Annotated in this window: 20 protein-coding genes; 14 read left to right on the top strand and 6 right to left on the bottom strand. The window is 66.8% G+C overall.

Going from position 1 to position 21,943, the window contains the following annotated elements; translation table 11 throughout:
• Positions 1 to 164 precede the first annotated feature (164 nt).
• Positions 165 to 1,562 carry a xylulokinase gene (locus ACXDF8_RS19185; protein ID WP_457224869.1) on the top strand — a complete coding sequence of 466 codons (1,398 nt, stop codon included), beginning with the start codon at positions 165 to 167 and terminating at the stop codon, positions 1,560 to 1,562.
• On the opposite strand, the gene alr is transcribed toward ACXDF8_RS19185, so the two are convergent.
• The 4 genes from alr to ACXDF8_RS19205 form a co-directional block, all read right to left on the bottom strand.
• Positions 1,550 to 2,662 carry an alanine racemase gene (gene alr / locus ACXDF8_RS19190; RefSeq protein WP_457224870.1) on the bottom strand — a complete coding sequence of 371 codons (1,113 nt, stop codon included), beginning with the start codon at positions 2,660 to 2,662 and terminating at the stop codon, positions 1,550 to 1,552. The genes ACXDF8_RS19185 and alr overlap by 13 nt on opposite strands.
• A 1-nt stretch (position 2,663) precedes the next feature.
• Positions 2,664 to 3,683, bottom strand: a complete 1,020-nt coding sequence (locus ACXDF8_RS19195) for an aminotransferase class IV (RefSeq protein WP_457224871.1) — start codon at positions 3,681 to 3,683, stop codon at positions 2,664 to 2,666.
• Positions 3,684 to 3,707: 24 nt separating this feature from the next.
• Entirely contained in the window at positions 3,708 to 5,234 is a 1,527-nt protein-coding gene (locus ACXDF8_RS19200) for an APC family permease (RefSeq protein WP_457224872.1), read from the bottom strand.
• 106 nt (positions 5,235 to 5,340) lie between these two features.
• Positions 5,341 to 6,222 (bottom strand): LysR family transcriptional regulator, encoded by an 882-nt coding sequence (locus tag ACXDF8_RS19205; protein ID WP_457224873.1) that lies wholly within the window; start codon positions 6,220 to 6,222, stop codon positions 5,341 to 5,343.
• Positions 6,223 to 6,404: 182 nt separating this feature from the next.
• On the opposite strand from ACXDF8_RS19205, the gene ACXDF8_RS19210 reads away from it, so the two are divergent.
• From ACXDF8_RS19210 to ACXDF8_RS19250, 9 genes are read left to right on the top strand one after another with little or no spacing between them, the layout of a single operon-like run.
• Positions 6,405 to 7,223 (top strand): SDR family NAD(P)-dependent oxidoreductase, encoded by an 819-nt coding sequence (locus tag ACXDF8_RS19210; RefSeq protein WP_457224874.1) that lies wholly within the window; start codon positions 6,405 to 6,407, stop codon positions 7,221 to 7,223.
• Positions 7,224 to 7,269: 46 nt separating this feature from the next.
• The gene (locus ACXDF8_RS19215) at positions 7,270 to 7,932 is read left to right on the top strand and encodes a TetR/AcrR family transcriptional regulator (RefSeq protein ID WP_457224875.1); all 663 of its coding nucleotides are present in this window, start codon (positions 7,270 to 7,272) and stop codon (positions 7,930 to 7,932) included.
• Between the two features lie 7 nt (positions 7,933 to 7,939).
• Positions 7,940 to 8,134: a ferredoxin gene (locus ACXDF8_RS19220; RefSeq protein WP_457224876.1), complete on the top strand. Its 195-nt coding sequence runs from the start codon at positions 7,940 to 7,942 to the stop codon at positions 8,132 to 8,134.
• Between the two features lie 3 nt (positions 8,135 to 8,137).
• Positions 8,138 to 9,373 carry a cytochrome P450 gene (locus ACXDF8_RS19225; protein ID WP_457224877.1) on the top strand — a complete coding sequence of 412 codons (1,236 nt, stop codon included), beginning with the start codon at positions 8,138 to 8,140 and terminating at the stop codon, positions 9,371 to 9,373.
• A 32-nt stretch (positions 9,374 to 9,405) separates the two neighbouring features.
• Complete coding sequence (locus tag ACXDF8_RS19230; RefSeq protein ID WP_457224878.1) at positions 9,406 to 10,572, top strand: amidohydrolase family protein; 1,167 nt, start codon at positions 9,406 to 9,408, stop codon at positions 10,570 to 10,572.
• Positions 10,573 to 10,625: 53 nt separating this feature from the next.
• Positions 10,626 to 11,825 carry a M24 family metallopeptidase gene (locus ACXDF8_RS19235; RefSeq protein ID WP_457224973.1) on the top strand — a complete coding sequence of 400 codons (1,200 nt, stop codon included), beginning with the start codon at positions 10,626 to 10,628 and terminating at the stop codon, positions 11,823 to 11,825.
• A 7-nt stretch (positions 11,826 to 11,832) separates the two neighbouring features.
• Positions 11,833 to 13,011: a M24 family metallopeptidase gene (locus tag ACXDF8_RS19240; RefSeq protein ID WP_457224879.1), complete on the top strand. Its 1,179-nt coding sequence runs from the start codon at positions 11,833 to 11,835 to the stop codon at positions 13,009 to 13,011.
• On the top strand, positions 13,004 to 13,978 hold the full coding sequence (locus tag ACXDF8_RS19245) for an enoyl-CoA hydratase/isomerase family protein (RefSeq protein ID WP_457224880.1): 975 nt from the start codon (positions 13,004 to 13,006) through the stop codon (positions 13,976 to 13,978). The genes ACXDF8_RS19240 and ACXDF8_RS19245 overlap by 8 nt, the downstream gene beginning before the upstream one ends.
• Before the next feature lie 4 nt (positions 13,979 to 13,982).
• Positions 13,983 to 16,418, top strand: a complete 2,436-nt coding sequence (locus tag ACXDF8_RS19250; protein ID WP_457224881.1) for a CaiB/BaiF CoA transferase family protein — start codon at positions 13,983 to 13,985, stop codon at positions 16,416 to 16,418.
• On the opposite strand, the gene ACXDF8_RS19255 is transcribed toward ACXDF8_RS19250, so the two are convergent.
• Together ACXDF8_RS19255 and ACXDF8_RS19260 are read right to left on the bottom strand one after the other, a co-directional pair.
• Positions 16,402 to 17,004 carry a TetR/AcrR family transcriptional regulator gene (locus ACXDF8_RS19255; protein WP_457224882.1) on the bottom strand — a complete coding sequence of 201 codons (603 nt, stop codon included), beginning with the start codon at positions 17,002 to 17,004 and terminating at the stop codon, positions 16,402 to 16,404. The genes ACXDF8_RS19250 and ACXDF8_RS19255 overlap by 17 nt on opposite strands.
• Positions 17,001 to 17,432 (bottom strand): nuclear transport factor 2 family protein, encoded by a 432-nt coding sequence (locus ACXDF8_RS19260; RefSeq protein WP_457224883.1) that lies wholly within the window; start codon positions 17,430 to 17,432, stop codon positions 17,001 to 17,003. The genes ACXDF8_RS19255 and ACXDF8_RS19260 overlap by 4 nt, the downstream gene beginning before the upstream one ends.
• Before the next feature lie 119 nt (positions 17,433 to 17,551).
• On the opposite strand from ACXDF8_RS19260, the gene ACXDF8_RS19265 reads away from it, so the two are divergent.
• The 4 genes from ACXDF8_RS19265 to ACXDF8_RS19280 all read left to right on the top strand — a co-directional run bounded on the left by ACXDF8_RS19265 (position 17,552) and on the right by ACXDF8_RS19280 (position 21,917).
• Positions 17,552 to 18,742, top strand: a complete 1,191-nt coding sequence (locus ACXDF8_RS19265; RefSeq protein ID WP_457224884.1) for an amidohydrolase family protein — start codon at positions 17,552 to 17,554, stop codon at positions 18,740 to 18,742.
• Positions 18,739 to 20,184, top strand: coding sequence for a FadD3 family acyl-CoA ligase (locus ACXDF8_RS19270; protein WP_457224885.1), 1,446 nt, complete (start codon positions 18,739 to 18,741; stop codon positions 20,182 to 20,184). The genes ACXDF8_RS19265 and ACXDF8_RS19270 overlap by 4 nt, the downstream gene beginning before the upstream one ends.
• Positions 20,185 to 20,469: 285 nt before the next feature.
• Positions 20,470 to 21,213: an Rv1363c family protein gene (locus tag ACXDF8_RS19275; RefSeq protein ID WP_457224886.1), complete on the top strand. Its 744-nt coding sequence runs from the start codon at positions 20,470 to 20,472 to the stop codon at positions 21,211 to 21,213.
• A complete protein-coding gene (locus ACXDF8_RS19280) occupies positions 21,210 to 21,917 on the top strand; it encodes an Rv1363c family protein (protein ID WP_457224887.1) in 708 nt (235 codons plus the stop codon). Before ACXDF8_RS19275 ends, ACXDF8_RS19280 begins: the two co-directional genes overlap by 4 nt.
• Positions 21,918 to 21,943: the final 26 nt, after the last annotated feature.

Below are 21,943 nucleotides of genomic sequence, written 5' to 3' on the forward strand. Positions count from 1 at the left end.
CTGTGGCAGTTCGTTTCGAAACGTGTCAATCTCGTGTGCGGATTGCGCGAGGTTCGCTCGCGAAGTGAGAGAACTAGCTTCTCTAGCTGCTCGGTTAACGCCGCGCCGCGATTGATCCCACAGGTCGCGGAAGGGTTGAATGGTGCGGTGGCGGTAACCGGGATATGACACTCGTTGCGGGCGTGGACTCGTCCACCCAGTCGTGCAAGATTGTGGTCTGCGACGCCGAGACCGGCGCGGTGGTTCGCTCGGCGGCCACCCCGCACCCGACGGGCACCGAGGTCGACCCCGAATACTGGTGGCAGGCCCTGCAGTGCAGCATCGACCAAGCCGGAGGTCTCGACGACGTCGAGGCGGTGTCGGTCGGGGGCCAGCAACACGGGATGGTGTGCCTGGACTCCGGTGGCGTGGTGGTGCGCCCGGCACTGCTGTGGAACGACACCCGCTCGGGCACGGCCGCCGCGGAACTGGTCGACGAGCTCGGTGCGGCCCGGTGGGCCGCCGAGATCGGCGTCGTGCCCGTTGCGTCGATCACGGTGTCCAAGCTTCGCTGGCTGGCCGATCACGAACCGGACCATGCCGATGCGACTGCCGCGGTGTGCCTGCCGCACGACTGGTTGACGTGGCGGCTGCGTGGGAGTTCCGACATCACGGCCTTGACCACCGACCGCAGCGACGCCAGCGGCACCGGGTATTTCTCAGCGGCGACCGGTGACTACCGCGACGATGTGCTGACCGCGGCGATGCGGGGCCGCCGTCCCGGCCTGCCCCGCGTGCTCGGACCGCGAGAGTCTGCCGGGACCACGGGTGGGATGCTGCTCGGGCCGGGTGCCGGTGACAATGCCGCTGCTGCATTGGGTCTGGGGGCGGATATCGGAGACTGTGTGATCTCGCTGGGGACCTCCGGGGTGGTCAGCGCCGTCGGTGAGGCCGCCGCGGAGGATGCCGACGGCCTGGTCGCCGGGTTCGCCGACGCGACGGGCCGCTACCTGCCGCTGGTGTGCACGCTCAACGGCGCGCCGATGCTGGCCGCCGTGGCGGCGATGCTGGGGGTGGACCTCGCAGAGTTCTCCCGGCTGGCGTTGAGTGCCCCGGCCGGGTCAGAGGGCCTGGTCTGGGTGCCCTACTTCGACGGTGAGCGCTCGCCGAATCTGCCCGATGCCGCCGGAGCGCTGCACGGCGTCACGGGTCGAAACCTCTCGCCGGCCAACGTGGCTCGCGCCGCCGTGGAAGGCCTGCTGGCGTCCATGGAGTTCTGTCTAGACAAGATCGCCGAACAGGGTGTCGAGGCCGACCGGGTGGTGATGGTCGGCGGCGGGGTGCGCTCGGAGGCGGTGCGCCGGATCGCCCCGGCCGTCCTCGGGCGACCGGTGGTGCTGCCCGAGCCCGGTGAGTACGTCGCCCTCGGCGCGGCCCGCCAGGCCGCCTGGGTGCTGTCCGGGGATGAGGTGCCGCCGGTGTGGTCGACCGGTGCCGCCACCACCTATGAGGCCGAACCCACGCCGTCGGTGCTCGAGCGCTACGGCGACGCCCGGCGCCGCACGCTGGGTCAGGACACGTAGCGGCGCACGGCGCGCCCACGGATACCGGAGACGATCTCGTAGTCGATCGTCTGCGCATCACGCGCCCAGTCCTGCGCCCTGGGCTCACCGGCCGCACCGGAGCCGAACAGCACCGCGCGGTCGCCCTCGCTGACACCGGCGCCGTCTGCGCCGAGGTCGATCACGAACTGGTCCATGCAGATTCGTCCGACATTGCGAAACCGCCGCCCGCCGATCGCTACGCTCAGCCGATTCGACAGGGCCCGCGGCACCCCGTCGGCATACCCGCATGCGATCACCGCGACCGTGGTGTCGTGGGGAGTGACCCAAGTGTGGTCATACGAAACACCCTGCCCGGCAGCGACTTTCTTGACCATCGCGATCTCGGCGGTCAAGGTCATCGCCGGGATCAAGCCGAAGTCCCCTGGTGCAGGCGACCCTCCGTAGATGGCAATACCGGCACGTACCAGATCGCGGGACAGATCGGGACGGGTCAGCGCGGCCGCAGAGTTCGACATGTGCACGACCTGCGGCGGTACTCCGGCTCGATTCAGGTCGGACACACAGGTGTCCAGGCCTGCCGCTTGCCGGTCGTTGAGCCGGTGACCCGGTTCGTCGCCGCGGGCCAGATGCGTCATCGCCGTTCGCAGCACGATCGCCCCGGACGCCGCGTACTTGGCCAGCGCCTCGCGAAGCTCCGGCCAGTCCGCAGGCGTCACGCCGCTGCGCCCCAGCCCGGTGTCGACCTTGACCCCGACCGTTGCGGGGCTGCCGAGCCGTTCGGCGGCGGCGACCACGTCGGTGAGCTGGCGCATCGAGGAGACCACCACCTCGACATCCGCCTCGATAGCGCTAGCGAAATCGGTTGTCGCCGTGTGTAACCAGGCGATGACGGGTGCCTCGACGCCGCCGCGGCGCAACGCCAGCGCCTCCTCGACCGTGGCCACGCCCAGCTCGGCGGCACCGGCGCCTAACGCGGCCCGCGCGACCTGGGCCGCGCCGTGCCCGTAGCCGTCGGCCTTGACGACGGCCAGGACACCGGCTCCGGCCCGGCCGCGCACGACGGCGACGTTGTGGGCTATCGCGCCCAGGTCCACCACGGCTTCGACCGCGGCGCCCACCTCAGTAGTCGATGGCCTCGATGAGCGGCGACGGCTCGTCCATCAACGCCCAGAACCGGTCCCGGATCGCCACCGTCACAGGTCCGGGGCGCCCGCCGCCGAGTTCCTCACCGTCGAGGGCCACGATCGGGGTCACGCCGCCGGCCGTGGTCACCGCCATCAGCTCGTCGGCGTCGTACAGATCGCGGCTGGTGACGTCACCCAGGGTGGCCTCGATCCCCATGGCGTCGGCGATCTCGAAGACTGTCTTGCGGGTGATGCCGGGCAGCGCGTTGCGTGACGGCGAGAACAACGCGCCGTCCTTGACGATCACCACGTTGAAGCCCGGCCCCTCGGCCACACAGTTGTCGGCGTCGAGCAGGATCGCGGTGCGGGCACCACGGTCCTTGGCTTCGAAGCTGGCGGCGGTGAGGTCTCCCCACTGGTAGTTCTTGATCGTGGGATCGACGGTGTTGCGCCCCGCTCGGCGCACGTGGCGCGGCACGATGGCGGTGGTGCCGAAGATCTGCTCCTGCGGCGGGAACGCCCAAAGGTAGGGGATGGCGTAGATGTACACCTGGTGGTTGAGCTTGGACAGGTCTTTCTCGCCCTTGCGTTTTCCGTAGCCGCGGGTGACCGTCAGGTTGACGAATGACTCCCGCAGCTGCGAGAGCGCCACACAGCGTTTGGTGATCTCGGCCAGCTCTTCCTTGGTCATCCCGGCGTCCAGGCGCAGCTTGGCAGCTCCGTCGAGCAGGCGGTCCAGGTGATCGCCGAGCCGGAAGATGTTGCCGTGCCAGACGTGGGCGACGGTGTAGGTCAGGTCCGAATGGCCGAAACCGGTGTCGAAGATGGAGATTCGGGCCTCGGACGCGGGTAGGTACTCACCTTCGATCCACGCCGCGCCGCCGGCGAACTGGCTGGAGTAGTCCAGCTCGTAGTCGCTGTACTGGATCACAGAGCCTTCCGGCGTGGCCTCACGGATGGCGCCGGGCTCGACGCTGACCAGGTTGCTGGTGGAGAAGTCAGTGTTGATTGCCATGGGGGAGTGTCCCTTTCGAGGTGACTAGTAGTTGACCAGGTGGGTGCGGGCGAAGTCCGATCCGGCCTCACCGCGGCGCAGGCGGTTGCGCAGCCCGGTGCCCCACCACAGCGCCGCGACCGCGACGATGCCGAGGAACACCCAGCCGTTGCCGGCGAACTGGGGCAGGAAGACCAGGGCGACGGCGACCGCGAGGAAGACGACCAGTGCGGTGATGTAGAGCGGGAGCCGCAAGCGGCCCAGGTCGAACGTGCCGGGCTCACCCTGGGGGATGGTGCCCTTGCGCACGCCGATCAGCAGGCCGGCGGTCTGCAGGATGTAAACGGAGAAGAACAGCAGCGAGGCGATGCCGAGGATGTAGTTGAACGCCTTCTCGTTGACCAGAGCCGACAGCAGTAGCACCGTCGACAGGCAGCCCAGGCCGATCACGGCGTAGGTGGGCGACTTCGTCGTCGGCGAGACGTGCCGCCACAGCCGGGAGCCCGGCAGCATGTTGTCCCGCGCCATCGAGTAGGTCAGCCGGGTCGCGACCAGGATGTTGGACAGCAGGCAGGCCAGGATGTTCGTCAAGGCCACGGCAACAACGATTTTGGTGACCACCGGTCCGGCCTGCTGATTGATGATCTCCTCGATCGGGGCTGCCGAGTTGGCGGCGACGGCGGCCTCGTCGCGGATCGCGAGTACATAGACGATGTACATCAGCAGCTCGATCACCACCGACGTCACCAGGGCGTAGAACATCGTGCGGGGCACCACGTAGCGAGCGTTCTTCGTCTCCTCGGCGACGTCGGCTCCGGATTCCACCCCGATGAGCCCGAAGAACGGGCCCAGCGCCGCGGCCAGCCAGGCGAGCACATAGGAGTCCTTGTCGCCTGCCGTGCCGCCGGTGAACAGCGCGGAGATCGGCTGATGGTGGTCGGGAGCGGAGAACGCGATGATGGCCACCAGCAGCGTCGCACCGACGGTGATCACCAGTTCCAGGCTGACCCCGATGTTGTTGACCAGCGTGGCGAACCGGACCCCGTAGATATTGATGAGCACGCAGAGGAACACCACGGCGATGGCGACGAGGATCTGCTCGCTCTGGGTCATGTTCCAGCCGAAGAGCCCGCCCAGATAACCGGACAGGATGAATCCGACGCCGGTCATGCCGCTGATCCAGCCGAGCAATGCGACGAACCCGGTGAACCACCCCAAGCCGGGGCCGTTGATGCGGCTGGTCCATTGGTAGGCGTAGCCGGCCAGCGGGATCTTCGCCGTCAGATCGGCGGCGATGAACGCCCACAGCGAGAACACGACGGCGGCGAGTAGCAGCGTCCACACGAATGGGCCGCCCGCGGTGAAGTAGCCGGCGCCGAAACCGGTGAACACCGCGGTGGTGGCGCTGATCGTGGCGAAACCGATGGCGAAGGACGCCACGGTGCCCACGGACCGGTCGAGTCGTTGCCGGTAGCCGAATTCGGCCAGCCGGGCGTCCTCGCTTTCCCCCGGCGTCGACGCAGGGGGGAGGGGCGATGGTGAATGAGTCGAGGGTGTCAGCGCATCGGTCATGGTCACTCCAGGTCAGGCCGGGTCGAGAGATCAACTGAAGCTAGGAAAACCCGCCGTGAACGCTTTCGGAAGTTCCACCTTTCAATGGACTGATAACCAACGCTTATCAGTGCGGTTCGTCCCCGAAATTCCAGTGCTCTCCGACATGGGCCACCAGGGCCTCGGCCTGTGGTGACAACCGTCCGGGATGCCACGCCAGCGCGGTGTAACTGGGCGGGCGGCCGGTGATCGGGATGTAGACGATTCCCGGGCGGTCGTAGAAATGCGCCACCGAGGACGTCGTGAAGCTGATACCGAGGCCGCGGGCGATCATCGTCGTCTCGGCTTCGTAGGTCGCGGCGACCCCGGCGATCGAGGGCGGTCGGTTGCCGCGGACGTCCATCGCCAGCCAGTAGTCGCGCCAGCTGCCCGCGGTCAGGGGAGCGCAGACGATCGGCTCGTCGAGCAGTTCGGTGATGTCGACGTCGGCGCGGTCGGCCAGCGGGTGATCGCGTGGCAGGCAGGCGACCCAGGACTCGGCGTCGAGGATCAGCATGCGGTGTTCGGGTAGGTCCACCGGCGGCCGGATAAGTGCCACTTCGGTGCTTCCGTCGCGCAGGCCGGCGGTCGGGTCGGCGAAGTCGAACTCGGTGGGCTCCACGACGACGCCGGGGTGGGCGGCTTCGAAGTGCCGCACGATCCGGAACAACAGGTCGGCCCCGGTGCCGATCAGGTAGCCCAGTCGCAGGACACCCTGCTGCGTACCCGACAACGTCACCAGGTTGGCGACCACGGCGTCGATACCGGCCAACGCCTGCTGAACCTGCGGCAACCAGGCTGCACCCAGGTCGGTCAGAGCGACCTCGCGGGTGTTGCGGGTGAACAGGACGACACCGAACCGCTGCTCGAGTTGCTTGATCGCGGTCGACAGCGCGGGCTGGGTGATGAACAGGCTCTCGGCGGCGCGCCGATAGTTCAGCTCGGTGCCCAGCGCGGCGAAATACCGCAACTGGCGCAGTGTGACGTCGGTGGTCGTGATGCCTCCCGGGTCGGCATGGCGGTGAGGGGGTGGTGACGGTCTCCAGTGTGCGTCGAGTGGCAGTGGCCCCGCGCGGGACCTCGGCAACGGCCGGCCCGCTGCTTTAAGTCAGCCGCTTGACTTGATTCGCGGCCACCGAGTTGACTGCCGGAATGGGAAACGAATTGGCAGGCAAGGTTGCGGTCGTCACGGGCGGCGCGGCGGGGCTCGGTGCGGCGATCGTCGAGCGCTTCGCGGCCGAAGGTGCGGCCGTGGTCTTCGGTGACGTCGACGCCGAGCGTGGGACGGCACTGGCCGGCCGGCTCGGCGAGCGGGCCGCCTTCGTCGCGACCGACGTCACGCAACCCGAGCAGGTCACCAGCCTGATCGACACCGCCGCCGACCGCTTCGGCGGTTTGGATGTCATGGTCAACAACGCCGGGGTGTCGGGAAAGATGCACCGCAGCTTTCTCGTCGACGACCTCGCCGACTTCGATCGCGTGATGGCGATCAACCTACGGGCGGTGATGGCCGGAACCCGTGATGCGGCAAAGCATATGGCTGAACACGGTGGCGGCTCGATCATCAATGTCACCTCGATCGGCGGGATTCAGGCCGGCGGCGGGGTGATGACCTACCGGGCTTCCAAGGCCGCGGTCATCCACTTCACCAAGTGTGCCGCGATCGAGCTGGCCGACCACGAGATCCGGGTGAACTGCCTCGCGCCGGGTCATATCCGAACGGCGATCGTCGCGTCCTCGGCGGCTGGGATGGACCCGGAGAAGGTCGCGAAGTTCGAGGCGGGCATCCGCGCCCAGATGCGGGCGGACCGGCCGCTCGCGCGGGAGGGGACCGCCGACGACGTCGCCGAGGCGGCGCTGTTCCTTGCCGGGGACCGCTCGCCCTACATCACCGGGACGGTGCTGCCGGTCGACGGGGGGACGGCGGCCGGCAAGCCCAATCCGAAGAAGAAAGCCGCCTCGAGTTCTTAAATCAATCGCTTGACTTAACCAATGGAGCGGAGTTGACTTGGCTGCGATGACCACTGCGACCACCTCCAAGAGCACGCGCACCGATCGGGCCAGCCTGACTCGGGAGGCAATTCTCATCGCCGCCGAACGGCTGTTCGCCGAGCACGGTGTGTTCGCGGTGTCCAACCGGCAGGTCAGTGAAGCGGCGGGGCAGGGCAACAACGCCGCGGTCGGCTATCACTTCGGAACCAAGACCGACCTGGTTCGCGCGATCGAGCACAAGCACGCCATTCCGGTGGAGCTGCTCCGCGAGCAGCGCGTCGACACGATGGGCCCCGCCCCGCAGTTGCGCGACTGGGTGGAAAGCCTGGTGCTCCCGCTCACCGACCATCTGACCGCGCTGGGCAATCCCACGTGGTACGCCCGCTTCGCGGCGCAGGTCATGGCGGACCCGGCTTATCAGCAGACGGTCACCCGTGATGCGTTGGCGCTGCCGGCCCTGGTGAAGGTCCTCGATGGCATCAGCCGCTGCCTGCCCGACCTGCCGTCCAACGTGCGCACGCAACGAAACATCATGGCGCGCAATCTGTTGATGCACACCTGTGCGGAATACGAGCGCTCTCTTGCCGAGGGCTCGCACCTGCCTCTAACCAGTTGGCGCCACGCCGCTTCCGGACTGGTCGACGCGATCGTCGGGCTGTGGCTTGCACCCGTGACACGACAGGGCTGAACCGAAGATGAAGGTCAAAGTCGACCAGGACAAATGTGTGTCCTCCGGCCAGTGCGTCCTCAACGCCGCCGATGTCTTCGATCAACGTGACGACGACGGTGTGGTCGTCTTGCTCGACGACAACCCCCCAGCCGATCAGGCCGACAATGTGCGGCGGGCCGCTGCGGCCTGTCCCGCCCAGGCCATCTACGTCGAGGAGTGAAGTATGTCCGACACATTGACCGACGCGGTCGGTGAGTCCACCGTCCCGGACTACCCGATGGAGCGAGCCGCGAGTTGCCCGTTCGCCCCGCCGCTCAAGCTCCTCGAGATGAACGAGACCAAACCGCTGTCGCGGGTGCGGATCTGGGACGGCAGCACCCCGTGGCTGGTGACCGGCTACGAGGCGGCCCGTTCGCTCTTCGCTGATTCGCGGATCAGCGTCGACGACCGCAAGTCGGGATTCCCGCACTGGAACGAGCACATGCGCGCCACTGTCGACAAGCGGCCGCGCTCGGTGTTCACTTCCGATGCCGAGGAGCACACCCGATTCCGGCGGATGCTGTCCAAGCCGTTCACCTTCCGCCGGGTGGAGACACTGCGCAGCGTCATCCAGCAGGTCACCGATGAGTGCATCGACGAGATCCTGGCCGGACCGCAGCCGGCGGACATGGTCGCGAAGATCGCCTTGCCGGTGCCGACGCGGGTCATCAGTGACATGCTCGGCGTGCCCTACGAGGATCACGAATTCTTCCAAGAGCACGCCAACGCCGGGCTTGCTCGCTACGCCGCGGCCGACGCCATGCAAAAGGGCGCGATGTCGCTGCACCAGTACCTGATTGACCTGGTCGAGAAAAAGCGCAAAGAGCCCGCCGAGGACGCCATCTCCGATCTCGCCGAACGGGTCAACGCCGGCGAGATCGACGTCAAGGAGGCCGCGCAGTTGGGCACCGGCCTGCTGATCGCCGGGCACGAGACCACCGCCAACATGATCGGACTCGGTCTGCTGGCGTTGTTGCAGAACCCCGAACAGGCCGCTCTGCTGCGTGACTCCGATGACCCCAAGTTCATCGCGAACGCGGTGGAAGAGCTGATGCGTTACCTGTCGATCATCCAGACCGGCCAGCGCCGGGTGGCCCTCGAGGACATCGAGATCGGCGGCGAGACCATCAAGGCGGGCGATGGGGTCATTCTCGATCTGGCCCCGGCCAACTGGGATCCCGCCATGTACGCCGACCCGGAAAAGCTGGACCTGACCCGTGACGCCAGCCAGCAGCTGGGATTCGGCTACGGCAGGCACCAATGCGTCGGCCAGCAGCTGGCCCGTGCGGAGATGCAGATCGTATTCCCCACCGTCCTGCGCCGCATGCCCAACATGAAGTTGGCGATCCCGTTCGAGGAGGTTCCGTTCGCGGAAGACCACCTCGCCTACGGGGTCTACGAAGTCCCCGTTACTTGGTAACCCTGCCCCACAGCCCGATTGGAGTGCCAACGATGTCAACTTTGACCGCAACCCTGTACCCACCGGAAGGCTTCGGCGCACCGAAGAACCGACACGGGCATGCGCACGGTGATGTGGGCCTGCCCCCCGGAACCGAGGTTTTCTCGGCGGACAACCACATCTCGGTTGCCCAGGACATCTTCTACGAGAAGTTCCCCGAAGACCTCAAGGGCCAGGCGCCGCGGATCTGGTACGAGGACGGCGCCTACATGGTCGGGATGAAGGGCAAGTCCTGGGTGGGCGGTGACTTCGGCCGGGTGCTCATGCAGTACGACGATCTGGCCGGCGCGTCGACCAAAGACATCCAAGCGCGCGTTCGCGAACTCGCCGAGGACGGCATCGACAAGGAACTGGCTTTCCCGAACGCCGTGCTGGCCCTGTTCCACTACCCGGACAAGGCACTTCGCGAGCGGGTGTTCCGCATCTACAACGAGGTGATGGCCGACCTGCAGGAGCAGTCGAACGGACACTTCTACGGCGTCGGCCTGATCAACTGGTGGGATCCCAAGGGCACCCGCAGCAATCTCGCGGAACTCAAAGCGCTGGGACTGAGGACTTTCCTGTTGCCGCTCAACCCCGGCAAGGACGACGACGGCAACATCTACGACTACGGTGGCGCGGCGATGGACGCGGTCTGGGACGAGATCGAGGACGCCGGATTGCCGGTGACTCACCACATCGGCGAGACTCCGCCGAAGACGCCGTGCGAGAACAACAGCGTCGTGGTCGGCATGATGATCAACGTCGACTCGTTCCGCGAACAGTTCGCCAAGTATCTGTTCTCGGGCATCCTCGACCGGCACCCGAAGCTGTGCATCGGGTGGTTCGAAGGCGGAATCGCTTGGGTGCCTACGGCATTGCAGGACGCACAGCATCTGCTGGCCTCCTACCGGCACATGTTCAACCACGAGTTGGGCCATGATCCCCGGTACTACTGGGACCACCACATGTGTGCCTCGTTCATGGTCGACCCGCTCGGCTTGGAGCTCATCGACAAGATCGGCGTCGACAACGTGATGTGGTCCTCGGACTACCCGCACAACGAGTCGACCTACGGGTACTCGGAGAAATCGTTGGCCACCGTGGTCGAGGCCGTGGGCCCCGAGAACGCGGCCAAGATCGTCAGCGGCAACGTCAAGAAGTTCCTAGGGTTGCAGTGACGACGGTCGCCTCCCGGGGCGTCACCACCATCGCCAGCACGGGGCTGTCGGCGATGGACATCCCGGAGGAACCCGACGCCGGCCGGATGCGCCGTGACGTCAGCGCACGGCTACGCGCGGCCATGGCCGAGCACGGCGTCGATGCGATGATCCTGCTCGGCAACGGCAGCGTGGTCTACGCCACCGGTGCCAGCTGGCCATTGCTGGACGCCGGTCTGTCCCACGTGGAACGTCCGGTCGCACTCGTGCTCGCCGATGACGAGTACCCGCATCTGTTCATGCCGCTGCGCGAAGGCGCGCTGCTGGGTGCGGATCTGCCCGCCGACCATCTGCACGGTCCGCTCTACCTCGAATTCGACGAGGGCGTCGACGAACTCGGCAAGAGGTTGGCCGAGTTGGTCCGACCCGCGGCGACAGTGGCCATCGACGAGCTCACCGGCGCGATGCGTCGCGCCGCCGACAGGCTCTTCCCCGCTGGGCCGCCGATCGACGCCATGCCCGTCATGGGCACCGCCAAGCTGGTGAAGACACCCGACCAGATTGCGGCGATTCGACGAGCCTGCCGGATCACCGAGGCGGCTGTCATCGACGTGCAGAACGCCCTGGCGCCGGGAGTGCGGCAGATCGACCTATCGGCGCAGCTGGTGCGCAAGGCTTTCGAGCTGGGCGCGACCGCCAACATGATGGACGCGATCTGGCAGGTCATGCCGACATCGAAGGCGGAGGGTACCTGGACCACCACTGGTGATCTGGCGTTGCCACTGCTGTCCACCGAGCGCGAGCTGGCCCGTGGGGATGTGCTGTGGACCGACGTGTCCATCACCTACCAGGGCTACTGCTCCGACTTCGGTCGCACCTGGTTGGTGGGTCAAGAGCCGACGCCACGCCAGCGAGAACAGTTTCACCAGTGGCGCGACATCATCACCGCGGTGCTCGCCGTCACGAAGGCCGGCGCCACCTCGGGTGATCTGGCCCGCGCGGGCATCGCCGCCAACGGCGGCAAGAAACCGTGGTTGCCGCACTTCTACCTGGGCCACGGTATCGGCACCCAGGCCGCCGAGATGCCCATGATCGGAACCGATTTGGGCGAGGACTTCGACGACAAGTTCGTCTACCCGGCAGGGATGGTTCTGGTGCTGGAGCCCGTCGTATGGGAAGACGGTACCGGTGGTTATCGCGGTGAAGAGATCGTCGTCGTGGCCGAGGACGGCTGGATGCCCTTGACCGAGTACTCCTATGACCCCTACCAGTGAGCGCCGAATGAGCATCCATCCGGGTACTGAACAGATCTCCGACTCCACCACCGACGTCGAGCCTGACGCCCCCACCCTGCGCTATGCCCGCAGGCAGCGGGCGCTGGCCCAGATGGCAGCGCACGACATCGACATCCTGGTGCTGGGCCGGCAGGCCAACGTCCGTTACGTGACCGGGGCGCCGCAGCTATGGGTCGCCGGCACCCGCCCCTTCGGACCGATCTGTGCCCTCGTCCGCGAGACCGGCGACATCCACCTCAACAGCACGTGGGACGAAGGCATCCCGGAGGAGATCCCGCGCGAGCACCTCTACGGTTTCACCTGGAACCCGATGAACCTGGTGGGGGTACTGCAACGCATCAAGGGTCACGACACTGCCAAGCGGGTCGGTACCGATGCGCTCACACCGACCTTCGCCAAGCTGCTGCCGATGGCGTTCCCCAACGCCGAACTGGTCGACGCCGAGACGGCGATGAGCACGGCCCGCCGCACCAAAACCCCCGAGGAGATCGCAGCGATCCGCGAGGCCGTAGACGTCGCCGAACGCGGCTTGGCGTGTGCTGTCGCTGAACTGCGGCCCGGGAACACCGAGCGCGCGCTGGCGGGTGCGCTGATGGAGGCGGAAGCCTCGCTCGGGGTGAGCACCCCGGCCACCCAGGACTCTGCCTGGATCACCTCGAAGGACACCCCGTGGCGCCGGGCGACCGGTGACGGGCAACTGCGTGACGGCGATCTGGTCACGGTGGCTGCCGGAGTGCTCGCCGACGGCTATGTCGGCGAGGTCGCCCGCACCTGGCCGATCGGCGAGATCGCCGATCGCGCGAAGGTGGCCGCGCTCTACGCGCGCCGCGACCGGCTGTGGGACGCCCTGCTTGCCGGTTGCCGGCCGGGCAATCGTTCGAGTGTCCTGCTGGCCGCCTACGAGGCGGTGGGTGAGCCGATCCCACCGATGCCGGTCGCGCACGGATTGGGGCTGGGCTTCGATCCGCCGGTCGTCTCGCCGCAACTGCGGGCCACTGCCGACGCCGAACTGCTGGAGGAAGGAATGGTGCTCGCCATCACCGCGCATGTGTGGGAGGAGTCGGTCGGTTCGGTGATCACTCGGGATGCCGTGCTGATCACCGCCGACGGGTACGAGGTACTGACGTCGAGTCCGGCGTGGAGCGTTGGCGCTAGCAATGGGTAAGGCCAAGCGGCCGTCGGCCGAGGAGATTATTCGCTACGACAAGGACCCGAAGACCAGGATCGCCACGATCACCTTCGACCGTCCCGAGTTCCTTAACGCCCCGACCGCCGCTGCGCGCCTGCGCTATTCGGATCTGCTGTACCGGGCGGGCGTCGACGACGACGTCAAGGTCCTGGTGATCCGTGGTGTCGGCGACGATCTGGGCAGCGGGGCGGACCTGCCCGAGTTCATGGAGATGCAGGACGACCCCGACGAAGGGCCCCGGCTCTCGGAGTTCCGCATCGCGCCCGGGGAAGTCAAGTATCCCCCCAAAGGCTCGTTCCGCCGCGGCGCGACGATCAGCTCCTGGTATGCCAGTCCGCATTCGGGTATCCGTACGTTGCAGGACTTCAAGAAGATCTCCATCCTGGAGGTCAAGGGGTACTGCTACGGCTGGCACTTCTACCAGGCCGCCGACGCCGATCTGGTGATCTCCTCCGACGACGCGCTGTTCGGCCATCCGTCATTCCGCTACTACGGGTGGGGTCCCCGGATGTGGTGGTGGGCGCAGATGATGGGCATCCGCAAGTTCCAGGAGATGGTCTACACCGGCCGGCCGTTCACCGCCGCCGAGATGGCCGATTGCAACTTCCTCAACAGTGTCGTGCCCCGCGCCGACCTCGAGGACGAGGTCGCCAAGTACGCATCGGCCTGTGCCCGAAATCGTCCCACCGACACGGTCTTTCAGCAGAAGATCTTCTTCGAGGTGATGAAGCAGTTCCAGGGCGAGTACATGGGCAGCCTGCTCGGCGGCTACTTCGAGTCGATGGGTGGCAGCATCGCCCATGACGACGACGATCTCGACATGCATGAGGCCCTCGACGAAGGCCTCTCCGGTGCGGTCAAGGACAACGACGCCAAGTTCCCTCCGGAATGGCGGCTGTCGAAATCGGGCCGCAAAGACGCCAAGCCGAAGAAGAAGAAGTAGAACCGTGGATCCAGGGCGGCCCAATCCGCCGCTGAGCGGGTTCGTCGTGGTGGACCTCTCGACGGGCATCGCCGGCGGCTACTGCACCAAGTTGCTGGCCGACGGCGGCGCCGAGGTCATCAAAGTCGAAGCCCCCGAGGGTGATCCGCTGCGCCGATGGTCCGCCTCCGGCGCGAGCATCGGCGAGGGGGAGGACGGCGCGCTGTTCGGCTACCTGGCCGGCGGGAAACAGAGCGTGGTCGTCGACCCCGAAGATAGCGCCGACCTGCGCCTGATCGACGACCTGCTGGCCTCGGCCGACGCGGTCGTGTGGTCACCGGAATCTCGCCTCGCCGGTGTCGACGGACTGCGGCCCGCGCGGTTGCACGCTGCGCATCCGCATCTGATCGTCGCCGCGATCACCGCGTTCGGACTCGAAGGACCGTGGCACGACCGCGCAGCAACGGAATTCACGTTGCAGGCGTGGTCTGGCGGCATCGTCGGCCTGGGGCGGGGAGCCCCGGACCGGGCACCGGTGTACGTCGGCGGCCGGGTCGGCGACTACCTGTCGGGGGCGTACGCCAGCGCCGCCATCCTGGCGGCACGGATGCGCGTCGTACTCAGCGGCGCCGGTGGTGAGCTCATCGACCTGTCGATGCTGGAATGCCATGTGATGGGGTTGACCTACTTCCCGGTCACCTACTTCGACATCCTGGACCGGCCGTGGCGGGACGCTCGCCGGATGACCGTGCCCGGTATCGCCAGGGCCAGTGACGGTCTGGTGGACATCGGTTGTGGTACCGCCCAGCAGTGGTTCGACCTGTGTTCCATGACCGGTCACGAGGACTGGATCGACGAGACGTCGTCGATGACGATCACCGAGCGGGCCAACGAGAAGGCCGGTGAGCTCTACGCATGGGTGGCCGAACACACCGTTGACGAAGTGCGGGATCTGGCAACGGCGTTCCGCATCCCAAACGCTCCGGTCGCCAACGGCGCCACGATCGAATCGCTGGACCACTTCAGCGCGCGGGGGGCGTTCGTCAGCAATCCGGCGGGCTTCCGTCAGCCGGCGCACCCGTACCGGATCAGCGGTGTCGATTTGCGTCCGCCCGCGCCGGCGCCACGACTGGGCGAACACACCGAGCATCAACGCCACGCGGACCGGGTCCCGCGGCGAGGCGGTGGCCCGACGCAACGGTTGCCGCTGAGAGGAATACGGGTCCTGGATCTCACCACGTTCTGGGCCGGTCCGTCGTGCACGCACATGATGGCCCTGCTGGGCGCCGAGGTGATCCACGTCGAGTCCGCAGGTCGTCTCGACGGCACCAGGATGATCTCGGGCGTGCCGGTCACGGAGGACAACTGGTGGGAGAAGCAGCCGATCTTCGCGGCGCTGAACACCAACAAGAAGGACCTCACCCTCGACCTGTCCAGCGAGCGGGGCCGCGAGCTGCTCACCCGGCTGATCGCCACCGCCGATGTGGTCGCCGAGAACTACACGCCGCGGGTGCTCGACCAGCTTGGCCTGGATTATGCCGCGGTACAGAGCATCCGGCCCGATGTGGTCATGCTTCGCATGCCGGGCTTCGGTCTGGACGGCCCCTGGCGGGACAACCCCGCATTCGCCTACGTGATCGAAGCGGCAGCCGGTATCAGCTGGCTCACCGGTTACCCCGACCGCAATCCGTACGAACCGTACTCGGTCGGTGACCCCAATGCCGGCCTGCATGCCCTCAACGGTGTGCTGCTGGCGCTTGAACACCGCAGGCGCACCGGCAAGGGCTCACTCGTCGAGGCGGCGATGGTGGACGCCGCGCTGAACATCGCCGCCGAGCAGGTGATCGAGTACAGCGCCTACGGGGCGCTGCTGGAGCGCGAGGGCAACCGCGGGCCGGCGGCCGCACCGCAGAACCTCTACCGCACGAACGAGATCGACGAGTTCGGCCGTGACGACTCATGGGTCGCCATCGCCGTGGCGAACGACGAGCAGTGGGCCTCGCTGCGCGCCGCCCTCGGTGACCCGGAGTGGGCGGCCGCGCCTGAGCTGTCCACGGTGGCGGGACGCCGAGAGGGTGCCGATCACATCGACGCGCAGCTGGCGGCGTGGTGCCGGCGGCGTAGCGGTGACGAGATCGTCGCCGAACTGTGGCCCGCCGGGATTCCGGTTGCCAAGGTGATGCAGCCGCACCGGCAGGCGGAGATCGAGCAACTCCTCGCGCGCGGCTTCTTCGAAACCGTTGCGCACCCGGTCACTACGCCCGCTCGGTTTTCGACGTTGCCGTTTCGGCTGGCACACGGCCCGGACCGGCTACACCTGCAGTCCGCACCCCTGCTCGGCCAGCACAACACCGAGGTGCTCACCGAACTCGGACTCTCCGAAGCCGAGGTCGCCTCGCTGGAAGCCGCGGGGGTAATCGGCACCGCTCCGGCGCGAGGGGACGCTAAGGCCGGCCGGTGACGGCCGGGGCGGCCAGTTCCAGCAACCAGCCGCCCCACTGCGCGTCGGTCCGCTTGCCGGGCATCGCCAGTGCCGTCGAGACCGTCACCAGCAGACCGGTGGCGAAGAAGGTCCGCACTCCCATCGCGTCGGTGCCGGTGAGGTCGATTACTTTGTGCTGCAACGCCAGATACCGGGCGGCGACCTCGTCACGCACTATCGGATCACCGGCCGCGGCGTAGGCGTGCAGCATGACCAGTGCGACGGTACGGTCGCGCTGCAGCAATCGGCGGTAGGCGTCACCGAGCGCCACCAGTACCGGTCGAGAGGGCTCCTGGTGGGCCGCTGTGGTCGCGACGAACATCTCGGTCACCCGATCGAACACCGACGCGACGACGTCGAGGAACAGTCCGCGCTTAGAGCCGAACATCTGCACGACCCGGGGGTGCGACACTCCCGCCCGGGCGGCGACGGCCTCCAAACGCGTCCCCGCGAGCCCGTTTTCGGCGAACTCGACCGCTGCGGCGGTGATGATCTCCTGGCGGCGAACCGCCGCGGGTTTGTGGACCCGGGGTGTCGACGCGGGCTGGTCAGCGATCCGGGTCACCGGTCCGCCCTGCGGATCTGGCGCTTCACGAGCTCGTTGTCGTAGAGGCATCGGTAGGCGGTGATCAGTCCGTCCCCGCCGAACTCCAGCCGATCGTCACCGTGGAATTCGGCCACGCGGCCGGTGCTGGCGTAGGTGCCGGTGAACTTCCAGGCCACCAGCACGGCGCGTCGATGGACGTCTGCGAACAGTCCCTCGAGGGCAAATGTGTTGTCCGGGAAGGACCGCGCCATCTCGGTGACGAAACCCTTGATCGCGTCGCGGCCGTGCACGGTGTGGCCCAGCGCGGGTTCGTCGTACACCAGGTCTTCGGCGCACAGTGCGGCGACCGCGTCGCCGTCATGGTCGTTCCATGCGGTTGTCCAGCGGTGGCAGAAATCCTGCACTGCAGTCGGGTCGGAAATGGCGATGGGGCCGATGGCGGTCATGCGATCAACTTACTGGTTTGTAAGAAATGCGGCAATCGTGAGGTTCGGTGGGGGAGGAACGTATTGCCTTGGGCCCGATGTGAGAATATGATTCTCACGAACTGCATAAGGAGGATTTCATGGGCCAGTTGTCGCACCGTGTCGACGTCCCGTTTCCCATTTTCGACGCGGACAATCATCTCTACGAGCCGCCGGAGGCGCTGACGAAGTTCCTCCCCAAGGAGTACAAGGACTACGTCCAGTACGTTCAGGTCAACGGCCGCACCAAGATTGCGTTGCGGGGGCAGATCAGCAACTACATTCCCAACCCGACCTTCGAGGTCGTGGCCCGGCCGGGCGCCTGGGAGGAGTACTTCAAGTACGGCAACCCGGACGGCAAGAGCAAGCGTGAGCTGTTCGGCGAGCCGATGCGCGCCATCCCGGCGTTCTTCGAGCCCGGCCCACGCCTGGAGGTGATGAACGAGCTGGGGCTGGACCGCACGCTGATGTTCCCGACGCTGGCCAGCCTCATCGAGGAGCGGCTGCGCGACGATCCGGTCGCCATCCACGTACTGGTCCACTCGCTCAACCAGTGGCTCGACGAGGTGTGGGGCTTCAACTACCAGAACCGCATCTTCACCACCCCGGTGATCACGTTGCCGATCGTGGAGAAGGCGATCGAGGAGCTGGAGTGGGCGGTCAAGCGCGGTGCCCGCGCCATCCTGGTGCGCCCGGCGCCGGTTCCCGGCTTCCGTGGCCCGCGGTCGTTCGCGCTGCCCGAGTTCGATCCGTTCTGGGAGCGGGTCGTCGAATACGACCTGCTGGTCGGCATGCATTCCAGCGACAGCGGCTACTCCCGGTACACCTCGGAGTGGGACGGTGCCGACCAGGAGATGCTGCCGTTCCAGACTAACGCGATGGGCATCCTCAACGAGTGGCGGCCGATCCAGGACTCGGTGGGCTCGTGGGTGATTCACGGTGCGCTCTACCGGCACCCCAAGCTCAAGGTCGCGATCGTCGAAGCCGGCTCGAAGTGGATGACTCCGCTTCTGGACGGCCTGGCCGAGGTCTACCGCAAGGCCCCGGAGGCCTTCCCGAGCGACCCGGTCGAGATGGTCAAGAACCGGATCTACATCAGCCCGTTCTTCGAGGACGGCATCGACGACCTGGTCAACCTCGTCGGCGTGGACCAGGTGCTGTACGGCTCGGACTGGCCGCACCCGGAGGGGTTGGCCGAGCCGACCTACTACGTCGAGGCCCTCTCGCACCTCAAGGCTGAGGACCAGGCAAAGATCATGGGCGGCAACCTGAGTCGCCTCGTCACCGTGTGACACCAGCGCAAAACTGGGAGACCATCCCGGAGATGGTCTTGGGCGCAGCGGACCGGTTCGGCGACAGCGAAGCTGTCGTCGACGGTCCGCTGCGTCTTACGTTCACTGAGGTTGCACACCGGGTGCGCTGTGCGGCAGGTGCTTTCGCGACGCTCGGGGTCGGCAAGGGTGACCGGGTCGCCATCTGGGCGCCGAACTCCGCGCAGTGGATGATCGCGGCGTTCGGTGTGCTCACCGCGGGCGGCATCGTGGTCCCGGTCAGCACCCGGTACAAGGTCGCCGAGGCTGCCGACATCATCACGCGCAGTGGGGCCAAAGCGGTGTTGATCGAGAAGGGCTTTCTGGGGCAGGATTTCAGCGTTCCGGCCGGCGTGCCCGCGATCGACCTCAGATCCGGCTTTCTCGAGGAGGCCGACCCGTTCGGCCGCGACGTCAGCGGAACGGACATCGCCGACATCATCTACACCTCGGGAACCACCGGGCGCCCGAAGGGCGTGATGATGAACCACCGGCAGAACCTGCGGATGTACGCCGAGTGGTGCGACCTCGCCGACCTGCGCCACGGTGACCGCTACCTGATCGTCAACCCGTTCTTTCATACGTTCGGTTACAAGGCCGGCTGCATCGCATCGTTCCTCCGCGGCGCCACAATGCTGCCGGTTCCGGTGTTCGACGTCGATCGCGTCGTCGAGCTGATCGACGCCGAGAAGATCACCATGCTGCCCGGGCCGCCTACCCTGTATCACTCCCTGCTGGCGGTGCCGGACAAGAGCAAGCTGGCCACCCTGCGCGCCGGAGTGACCGGTGCCGCCGACATTCCCGTCGAACTCGTCCGTCGGGTGCACCAAGAACTTCCGTTCCAGACACTGGCCACTGGCTACGGCCTCACCGAGGCCGGCACGGTCACCCTCTCGCGGCCGGGGGACTCTTTCGACGACATCGCCACCACGGCGGGCCTGCCGTGCGACGGGGTTGAGGTGCGGCTTGCCGACGACGGAGAGGTGCTGGTGCGCGGCTACAGCGTGATGCAGGGCTACTTCGACGACTCGTCGGCCACCGCCGACGCCATCGATGCCGACGGCTGGCTGTACACCGGGGACCTCGGCACGTTCACCGCCACCGGTCGTTTGAGGATCACCGGACGCAAGAAGGACATGTTTATCGTCGGCGGGTTCAACGCATACCCGGCCGAGATCGAGGGCTTCCTGATGGAGCACCCCGCGGTCGCCCAGGCCGCCGTCGTCGGCGTGCCCGACGACCGGCTCGGCCAGGTGGGCAAGGCTTTTGTGGTCCTCCACCGCGGGGCGACGGTGTCGGCTGAGGAGTTGCTCGGCTGGAGCCGCGACCGGATGGCAGGCTTCAAGGTGCCACGCGCGGTGGCTTTCGTCGACGGCCTACCGCTGAACGCGACGGGCAAGGTCATGAAAGACCAGCTGCGGTGAGTCGGCGGAAACGGCATTTCCGCAGTATGAGAACGTAATCTGTGGTGCAGTCCCGGCTGTGCGATCTAACTCCTTACCGGCTGGTGATAATCTCATTCTCATCGAGTATCACGCGTAGGCCGTGCATGTGACGGACAGCTCAGCGCCCGCCCGTACGCTGGCGGGATGTTTGGACCAGATGCGGACCAGATGCGGACCAGATGCGGACCAGAGAGGAGTTCGACATGCGACGTCTAGCCGTTGTCGCGCGTTGCGCGTCGAACCCGAAGAACATGCGGGACAGCCATGGCGGCTGACCTCAACGAGGACGCCGTGGCGCAGACGCTGGCCGAGCTCGCCGAGGCCGAGGCGGCTCAGGCCGAAGCTGAAGCGGAGGCCGCTCGGGCAAAGGCCACCGCGGCGCGGCTGCGTGGCCCGGCCCCGGCCGCGTCCGACGAAGACGAGCCCACCGCAATCCCCACCGAAGACGAGCCCACCGAGGCTGCTGACGAAGACGCGCCGGCTGAGGGCGCCGTCCAGGTCGAACGTCGCGGCTGGTGGTTGCGTCGTGGCCGGCTGGTGGTTGCGTCCGGCGTGGTCGCGCTTGTGGTGATCGGATCGCTGGTGCTCACCGCCATGATGGTCGTCCAGCACCAGAAGGTGGCTGCGCAACGGGCTCATCAGGCCCAGCTCGTCGACGCTGCCCGTTCCGGCGTGACGGCGCTGCTGTCGATCGATTACAACCGGGCCCAGGCCGACGTCCAGCACGTGATCGACTTGTCGACCGGGACCTTCAAGGATGATTTCACCAAGGGTGCGGACGACTTCGTGAAGACCGCTGAGCAATCCAAGGCGGTCACCGTCGGTTCGATCAAATCGGCCGCACTGGAGAATGACGGCGGCGATACCGGTCTGGTACTCGTGGCCGCGTCCTCAACAGTGACCAATGCCAATGGTGCACAACAGGATCCGCGTGCCTGGCGGATGAGCGTCACAGTGGCGCGCGACGGGGACAAGTTCAAGATGTCGAATGTGGAGTTCGTGCCATGACCAGTGAGAACAACGACGCCGACGCGATCGAAGCGGAAATCACCGAGAGCGGTGCGACGGAGGCCGGCGCCCTGGACGCGGACCACACCGAACCCGGCGGCACGACGGGCAGCGACGAGATCGCCGCTGAGCCCGCCATCCCCGGGGATGGCGTCCCGCAACCGCGCAGAACCCGGCGCTTGACCCGAGTGCTGGTGCCGGTGCTCGCGGTGCTGCTGGTGGGGTCGGCGGTTGGCGCGGGCGCGGTCTACTGGTGGATCTACCGTCCGGATCAGAAGGCCTTCGGCCTCAACCTGTTCACCACCGAATCCGTCGACAGTCAGATTCAACAACGCCAGCAGCAGGTCGCCGGTGCCGCCCGGGACGGCACTGTCGCATTGTTGTCGTATGCGCCGGACACCCTGGACAAGGACCTGGCCAACGCCAAATCCCATCTCACGGGTGAATTCCTCAAGTACTACAGCCAGTTCACCGACGAGATCGTGGCACCTGCCGCACGGCAGAAGGGTGTCAAGACCGAGGCGACCGTCGCGCGCGCAGCGGTCTCGGAATTGACTGCCGACAACGCGGTGGTGTTGGTGTTCGTCAATCAGGTGACGACCAGCAAGGACCGGCCGGATCCGGCGCTGGCGACCAGCAGCGTGGTGGTCAAGCTGTCCAATACCGGCGGCCGTTGGCTCATCTCGGAATTCAACCCGGTCTAGCCGCGGCGTCAGGAGGAGTCGATTCA

Source organism: Mycolicibacterium sp. CBM1 (assembly GCF_054073305.1).